Origin of the sequence: Paenarthrobacter sp. TYUT067 (assembly GCF_023656375.1) — a bacterium.
Taxonomy (GTDB): domain Bacteria; phylum Actinomycetota; class Actinomycetes; order Actinomycetales; family Micrococcaceae; genus Arthrobacter.
The window spans coordinates 23,479-30,206 of the sequence record NZ_JAMOIT010000033.1 but is presented as its reverse complement, the minus strand read 5'-3'; the positions used below and the strand labels follow the sequence as shown (position 1 = coordinate 30,206).

Here is a 6,728-nt window from a genome sequence, read left to right as displayed (position 1 = left end):
GCATGGCGACGGGCCCCTTTCACTTTTGTTGATGCCCGGGCTAGTGGGCGACGGTGGCTGCTTCCACTGGTGGCGTGCCGTGGGTGTGGAAGGACTCGATGGTTTTCAGCCCCCAAGCCTGACCCTTCTTCCGCTCTTCCTCAGTCCAGTTGACTGTCTTCCAATCAGGGTCCAGAACCAGCCGGGCGCCGGCGTTGCACAATTCGATGCGGTTGCCGCCAGGTTCGTAAACGTAGAGGAAGAAAGTTTGCTGGATCGCGTGCTTGTGCGGGCCGGTCTCTATGAAAACGCCCTGCTCCAAAGCGATGTCGGCGGCCCGGAGGATATCGGCGCGGGTGTCCGTGGCGAAGGCGATGTGGTGCAGGCGCCCGGAAGTGCCGGTACGGTCGCGGGTATAGACAGCGTCGTATCCCTTGTTGGTGAAAGTAGTCCAGCTTCCTGCTACGGATCCGTTATCCAGGACGATTTGTTCAGTGACGAGTGCTCCAAGCATGTCCTGCAGGAAGTCCCGGTTCGCTTCGACATCGACACCGAGGTAGTTAATGTGGTCCAGCCGGCGCACTCCAACCCCACGGCCGGGATAGGCCTGCGCTTGGTTTTTCAGGGACGGCTTGGATTCGGACGGTGCGGAAAACCTTTCAGATTCCCAGTACAGGGCAAGTTCATGCCCGTCCGGATCCCGGAAAACGTAGGTCGGACCGTATCCTGGGTCTCCGTCTTCCCACCCGATGCCGTATCCGGCGGCCTCGATGGCCGCCACCCGCCCGTTGAGCGCTTCTTGGCTTGCTGCACGCAGGTGCGTGCGCTGAATGCCTGATGTTTCATGCTGGGACAGGGAAATGGTGTGGTGCTCGTACTCGTCCCAGGTCCGCAGGAAAACCTTGCCGTCCTGTTCCCCGTTAAGGGACATGCCCAGGTAGTTCACAAAGAAATCGACGCTCTGCTCAAGTACAGGCGTATTCAAGTGCAAATGGGACAGGTGCGCGACTTCATGCCGGAGGGGCATCGCAGTCTCCTAATCGTTAGTTGGTGGATTATTTCCGAGAGGTCTATTTGCGGAAGATGATGGTCGTATTGCCATCGCGCAAGATGCGATCTTCGCTATGCCAAGCCACGGCCTTGGCTAGAACCAACCGCTCGACGTCTGCGCCTCTCTGCATCAACTCAGCCGCAGTGTTCGCATGGGTTACGCGTACGACGTCCTGTTCGATGATCGGTCCCTCGTCGAGGTCTTCGGTCACGTAGTGCGCCGTAGCGCCAATGAGCTTGACGCCGCGTTCCTTGGCTTTCTGGTACGGCCCGGCCCCGATGAAGGCTGGAAGGAACGAATGATGGATGTTGATAACCGGTACACCCACCTGGTCCAGGAAATCGGATGAGAGAATCTGCATGTAGCGGGCCAGCACAACGAAGTCGACGTTCCCCTTCAGGAGCTCGAGATGACGACGTTCGGCTGTGGCCTTGTCATCCTTCGCGACCGGAACATGGATGTACGGAATGTTGAATTGCCTCACATCGTCGCCGAGATCAGGGTGGTTCGATATCACCATGCTGATATCGATGTTGAAGTCGCCGCGACGATGACGCCACAGAAGATCAAGAAGGCAGTGGTCAATCTTGGAGACAAAGATGGCCACACGTTTGCGCTTCGTGGCCTCCACCAGCTCCCAGTCCAAGCCCAGTGATCCCAGTTTGTCTACTAGTGAAACGCGCAGTTCGTCAATCCGGGTTCCGAGATCTGGCATATGGAATTCCGTACGTTGGAAGAATCGGCCGCTTTCCGGGTCCGTGGAGTACTGGTCCAGGGAGACGATATTGGCCCCAAGTTCCGCGAGCAAGGTCGAGACGCCCGAGACAATGCCGGGTCTGTCCTGGCCGCGGACAAGGAGCCGGCCAATCTCACTCCGCGTTTGGCTATTGATGGTCATCATTGTCCTTTGCTTGATGCCGGTCGATCCCGGCAGGTTCTTCTGGTGCGGAGTACGCCGTTTAGCGCAGAGACTCCAATGTTTTCTGTCGCCAAGCCTCTGCTCCGGCTACGTCGTTGAACGTGAAGAGCCGCAGTCCCTGGATGTTCGCTTTGGAAGAGGGCAGACTGTCCGACAGGCCTCCCACAAGCTGGTTCGGGCTGAATCCCTCGGGGGAAAAGAACTTGCCCAGCAGGCCCCGTTGCTTTTGAAGGAATCTTGCTGATTGGCCAAGGCCGATACCGGCCGAGATTCGAATGAGCTTCTGCCTGCTGACGGGCCCGGGGACGCCTACGATGATGGGGACATTTACCCCGCGTGAAGCCACTTCCTGAGCCCAACGCAGGATGGTGTCAGCACTGAAACACATCTGGGTCACGATGCGGGAAGCAAAGGGTGCTTTTGCCTCAAGAGCTGCCCATAGGTCTGCGTCCGCGATTTTGGCGTGCCCCTCGGGGTACCCCGTAATGCCGATGTCGAACGGCTTGCCCATCTCACCAAACGCCCTGAGCAGCTCAAGGGCGTCCGTGAATTCGCCTGCAGGCTCGGCAGCATCTCCGCCCAGCACAAACACCCGTTCGACCGAGGCTTCTTGGAGGCGGGCAGTGATTTCTGCCAATTCCGCCCGGTCCCTGATCTGCCGGGCCGGCAGGTGGGGGTTGACGTTATACCCCCGCCTGCTCAGCCTGGTCGCCAGATCGATCGTTGCATCGATTCCTTTGGCTTCAGTGACAGTGATGGTGATGGGAACTTCCGTAGGCACATGTTCCAGCACCGTGTCCTCGGTGCCTTTGAAAGGCATGACCTCATAGCTCGCGCCGCCAACGAGACGGGCCAGTTCGCTCCGGTTCCGGGAACGTGCGGGGCGTATCATGACGGACACTTGCCATCACTCCTTCGCATGATGAATCCCTAGGCCTTGCGGTAGGTTTCGCGGGCGAACTGGACGTAGGGTGCCGGGGCGACAGTGGCACGAATTTCGACCTGGCGGTGTTTCTCGACGGTCGGTTTGGAGGAGTTCTCCTTTTCCCCCCACAGCACGGTAAGTTCCGTGCCCGGTTCGGCGACCGCAGGGTCGACGCTTGCCAGGGAGACCATGAGGTGCTCGTTGGCGATGTAGCCGGCATCCATGGAAAGGCCTACTCGTTTGCCGTCCTTGAGGACCTGGTCGATCTGGAAGAGCGCATACCGCGCCTTCGGCATTTCGATGTACTTCGCCGGCGTCCCCGGCTGGTAGAGGCTGCCGATGGCCGCAGTGACGTCGTCACTGTTCCAGACAAGCGTGACCTTTACTTTGTTGGTCTCGGTCGCGATCTTTTCCAAGGCTTCGCGGCCGACGAAGTCGTGGTCAAAGGCCACGATGCGTCCGTAACCGATGTCGTACGGGGTGACGTAGTACTCTTCGATGTTCTCGGAGTCCATGCTTCCGCCGAGGGATCCCATTTCCTTGGCGTCAAGCCATTCGCGGTACGCCTTCAGATTTTCGCCGAAGATTGCCGGCATGGGCGACGGGATCCAGGCTGATTCCAGGTTTGCGGTGGAGTAAGCCTTCGCTCCGGCGCGAACAAGGCTGTAGTCCTTGCCCGCCTCGAGCAGCGCAGCGAGGACTTCCTGGCCTTCTTCCCACGGCCCAAAAAGCTCAAAGCCGGGCTGCCCCGCCATGCCGTGGCGGATTCCACGTACGCGTTTGCCGGCGATGGTGAAATCTGCCATGTGGAAGAACTTCACCGATGGCACGGCAGCTCCGCTTGCCTGCTCAAGAATCTTCAGTGCAGTAGGACCCTGGAGTTCGTACCGGTAGATCTTGGGCGGGCCGGAAACGCGGTCGTAAGAGTTTTCGTCACGCTCAACCTGGGCGTTGTAGTCGCCGATGCTCAGGTTGTACTGGATCCAGTTCAGAACCATCGGGTGCCCGACAAGGTCGAAGCTTTCCTCGTCGAGGTAAACAAGGACAGCATCACCGATGAACTGACCCTCCGGGTTGACTGCAACGTATTGCTTCGCCTGACCGGGCGCGAAGTTCTTGAAGCTGTTGACCCCGTGGTCCTGAAGCAGCTTAAAGGCATCCGGGCCGGTGATGTAGAGATCAGTCATGTGGTGCGACTGGTCAAGCAGGGCACACCCTTCGCGCCAAGCGCTCTGCTCCGAACGCCAGTTGGTGAACTCGGCCGCAACCGGGAATGTGTGCGGACGGATCGGGGAATTCCGGAGAAGGGCAACCGGTCCCCCGCTGCGCTCAATGGCTGCTTCCATATTCTCGACGGTCACGGGTCAAAACCTCCTGATAGATGATGGGCCGTCCAACTCGCCGAGGAAAGGTGTCGACATCCTTGGCGAAGTGGGCGTGATCACATGGTAGTCAGATGCCAACCAAATTGGCAACAATTTTAGGAGACGTTCTCGGTGGGCCGACTCTGGGCCCGGATAAATTAAGTTTTTGGTGACGATATTGTCAACAATAAAGTTGACGGTTACATTTGGTAGACCGTTGTTGAGGACGGCCCGTTTGACGTGAACCGCATACCAGAAGGCAGGACGGCGGCATGAATCCAGAAACCCACGGCACACAATGGGCCATCCCATGCTGGTTCATGCGCGGCGGTACTTCCAAGGGGCCCTTCTTTCGGGGCTCGGACCTTCCCGCCGCCGTCGAGGCCCGCGACAGCGTCCTCTTGGCAGCCATGGGTTCTCCGGATCCCCGCCAAATCGACGGACTGGGCGGGGCCCATCCTCTTACGAGCAAAGCCGGCATCGTCGCGCCCAGCACCAGGACCGGCGTGGATCTGGAGTTTCTTTTTGCTCAGATTCAGCCCTCGAGCACACGGGTGGACACCACTGCCAATTGTGGCAACATGCTCGCAGCGGTGGTTCCCTTCGCCATCGAATCAGGACTGCTGGAACCTGGCGGTGACACCGCCACCGCGCGGGTCATCACCCTCAACACCGGATTGGTCGCCGAAATCACGGTCCCAACCCCCTCTGACGGCCAGAAGCGTTTCGTCGAGTACAGCGGAGATGCACGTATTGACGGTGTCCCGGGGACCGCAGCGCCGGTCGAAATCAATTTCCTGGACACAGCGGGGTCGGTCTGTAACTCACTTCTACCCACCGGCAACCTCCGCGACACCGTCGATATCCGTGGCCTCGGCGCTGTTGATGTCACCTGCATAGACAACGGCATGCCCTTGGTGATCATTCAGGCAGCCGCGCTTGAGCGCACCGGCTATGAGAGCGTCGACGACCTCAACCGTGATACCGAGCTGAAGACCAAGCTGGAAGACCTGCGAATCAGTTGCGGGAAGCTCATGGGTTTGGGAGACGTCACTGACAGGAACTACCCGAAAATGACCCTTGTTTCACCCCCGAAAAACCGCGGCGCCATCAACACCCGCAGTTTCATCCCACATGTTTGCCACCAGTCCATTGGCGTTCTTGCCGCTGTCACTGCGGCAACTGCAGCTGTCCTGAAAGGGACGGTAGCGCACGACATCGCAACTTTCCCGGACGGGACCGAACCAGAAGTATCCGTAGAGCACCCCTCCGGAGAGTTCACCGTCAAGCTCGGCTTGGATCCCGCCAACCCCGCGCACGTCATGAAGTCCGCGCTACTCCGCACAGCCCGGCTCGTGATGGCCGGCAACGTCATGGTCCCCCTCTCGCTTCGAACCCCAACGGACACCGCAACCCCGCCATCTTCGGCTTCGCAGGAGCACACACAATGATCATCGACATTCACGGCCACTACACGACAGCCCCGCCAGCACTAGGGCAGTGGCGTGATCGACAAATCGCCGGGCTCACAGACCCCCTCATGGCCCCCCGACCTTCAGAGCTGCAAATCTCGGACGACGACCTTCGCGAAAGCATCGAACAAAATCAGTTGCGTCTGATGGATCAGCGAGGCATTGACCTGACAGTCTTTTCACCCCGCGCCTCCTTCATGGCACACCACGTGGGGCGGTTCGAAACATCCGCGGAATGGGCAGCCATCTGCAACGAGTTGTGCTTCCGCGTCAGCGAGCTCTACCCCGAACGCTTCGTGCCCGCGGCGATGCTTCCCCAATCACCCGGCGTTGACCCTGCCACCTGCCTCCCCGAGCTCACGCGTTGTGTTGAGGAGTATGGCGCCGTGGCACTGAACCTGAATCCCGACCCTTCCGGCGGCCACTGGACCGCGCCACCGTTGACCGACCGGTCCTGGTATCCCATCTACGAGAAGATGGTGGAATATGACATCCCGGCAATGGTGCATGTCAGCACCAGCATCAACCCCGCCTTCCACACCACCGGCGCCCACTATCTGAACGCGGACACGACAGCATTCATGCAGTTGATCGAAGGGGACCTCTATAAAGACTTCCCCACACTGAAACTGGTTATCCCCCATGGCGGCGGCGCCGTGCCCTATCACTGGGGCCGTTTCCGAGGTTTGGCCATGGCACTGAACAAGCCAGCACTGGAACAGCACTTACTCAACAACGTATTCTTCGACACCTGCGTCTACCACCAGCCCGGCATCGACCTCCTGCTGGATGTCATCCCCAGCAAAAACATCCTCTTCGCCTCCGAAATGATCGGCGCCGTACGGGGCATCGACCCCTGCACCGGTCACAACTTCGACGACACCGCCCGGTATATCGAGTCTGCTGGGCTCAACGAAACTGACTTTGCTGCGATTACCGAACACAACGCCCGAACCGTCTACCCACGCCTGAATGCCCTGCTCAAGCAGCAGGGCCGCTGACCCCCACCCACAAAAAG

6 protein-coding genes are annotated in these 6,728 nt (G+C 59.3%); 2 read left to right on the top strand and 4 right to left on the bottom strand.

Features of this window, described 5'->3' with window-relative positions; genetic code table 11:
- Nucleotides 1-40 precede the first annotated feature (40 nt).
- From MOD31_RS21265 to MOD31_RS21250, 4 genes are all read right to left on the bottom strand, one after another.
- On the bottom strand, nucleotides 41-1,006 hold the full coding sequence (locus MOD31_RS21265) for a VOC family protein (RefSeq protein ID WP_250821637.1): 966 nt from the start codon (nucleotides 1,004-1,006) through the stop codon (nucleotides 41-43).
- 43 nt (nucleotides 1,007-1,049) lie between these two features.
- The gene (gene purU, locus MOD31_RS21260) at nucleotides 1,050-1,928 is read right to left on the bottom strand and encodes a formyltetrahydrofolate deformylase (protein ID WP_250821636.1); all 879 of its coding nucleotides are present in this window, start codon (nucleotides 1,926-1,928) and stop codon (nucleotides 1,050-1,052) included.
- Between the two features lie 61 nt (nucleotides 1,929-1,989).
- Nucleotides 1,990-2,841: a methylenetetrahydrofolate reductase gene (locus MOD31_RS21255; RefSeq protein WP_250821639.1), complete on the bottom strand. Its 852-nt coding sequence runs from the start codon at nucleotides 2,839-2,841 to the stop codon at nucleotides 1,990-1,992.
- 38 nt (nucleotides 2,842-2,879) lie between these two features.
- Nucleotides 2,880-4,235 carry an aminomethyl transferase family protein gene (locus tag MOD31_RS21250; protein ID WP_250821635.1) on the bottom strand — a complete coding sequence of 452 codons (1,356 nt, stop codon included), beginning with the start codon at nucleotides 4,233-4,235 and terminating at the stop codon, nucleotides 2,880-2,882.
- Nucleotides 4,236-4,510: 275 nt separating this feature from the next.
- Between MOD31_RS21250 and MOD31_RS21245 the strand changes: the two genes are divergently transcribed.
- Both MOD31_RS21245 and MOD31_RS21240 read left to right on the top strand, forming a co-directional pair.
- Nucleotides 4,511-5,689, top strand: coding sequence for a 4-oxalomesaconate tautomerase (locus MOD31_RS21245; RefSeq protein ID WP_250821634.1), 1,179 nt, complete (start codon nucleotides 4,511-4,513; stop codon nucleotides 5,687-5,689).
- A complete protein-coding gene (locus MOD31_RS21240; RefSeq protein ID WP_250821633.1) occupies nucleotides 5,686-6,711 on the top strand; it encodes an amidohydrolase family protein in 1,026 nt (341 codons plus the stop codon). Before MOD31_RS21245 ends, MOD31_RS21240 begins: the two co-directional genes overlap by 4 nt.
- The last annotated feature ends 17 nt before the right edge of the window (nucleotides 6,712-6,728 follow it).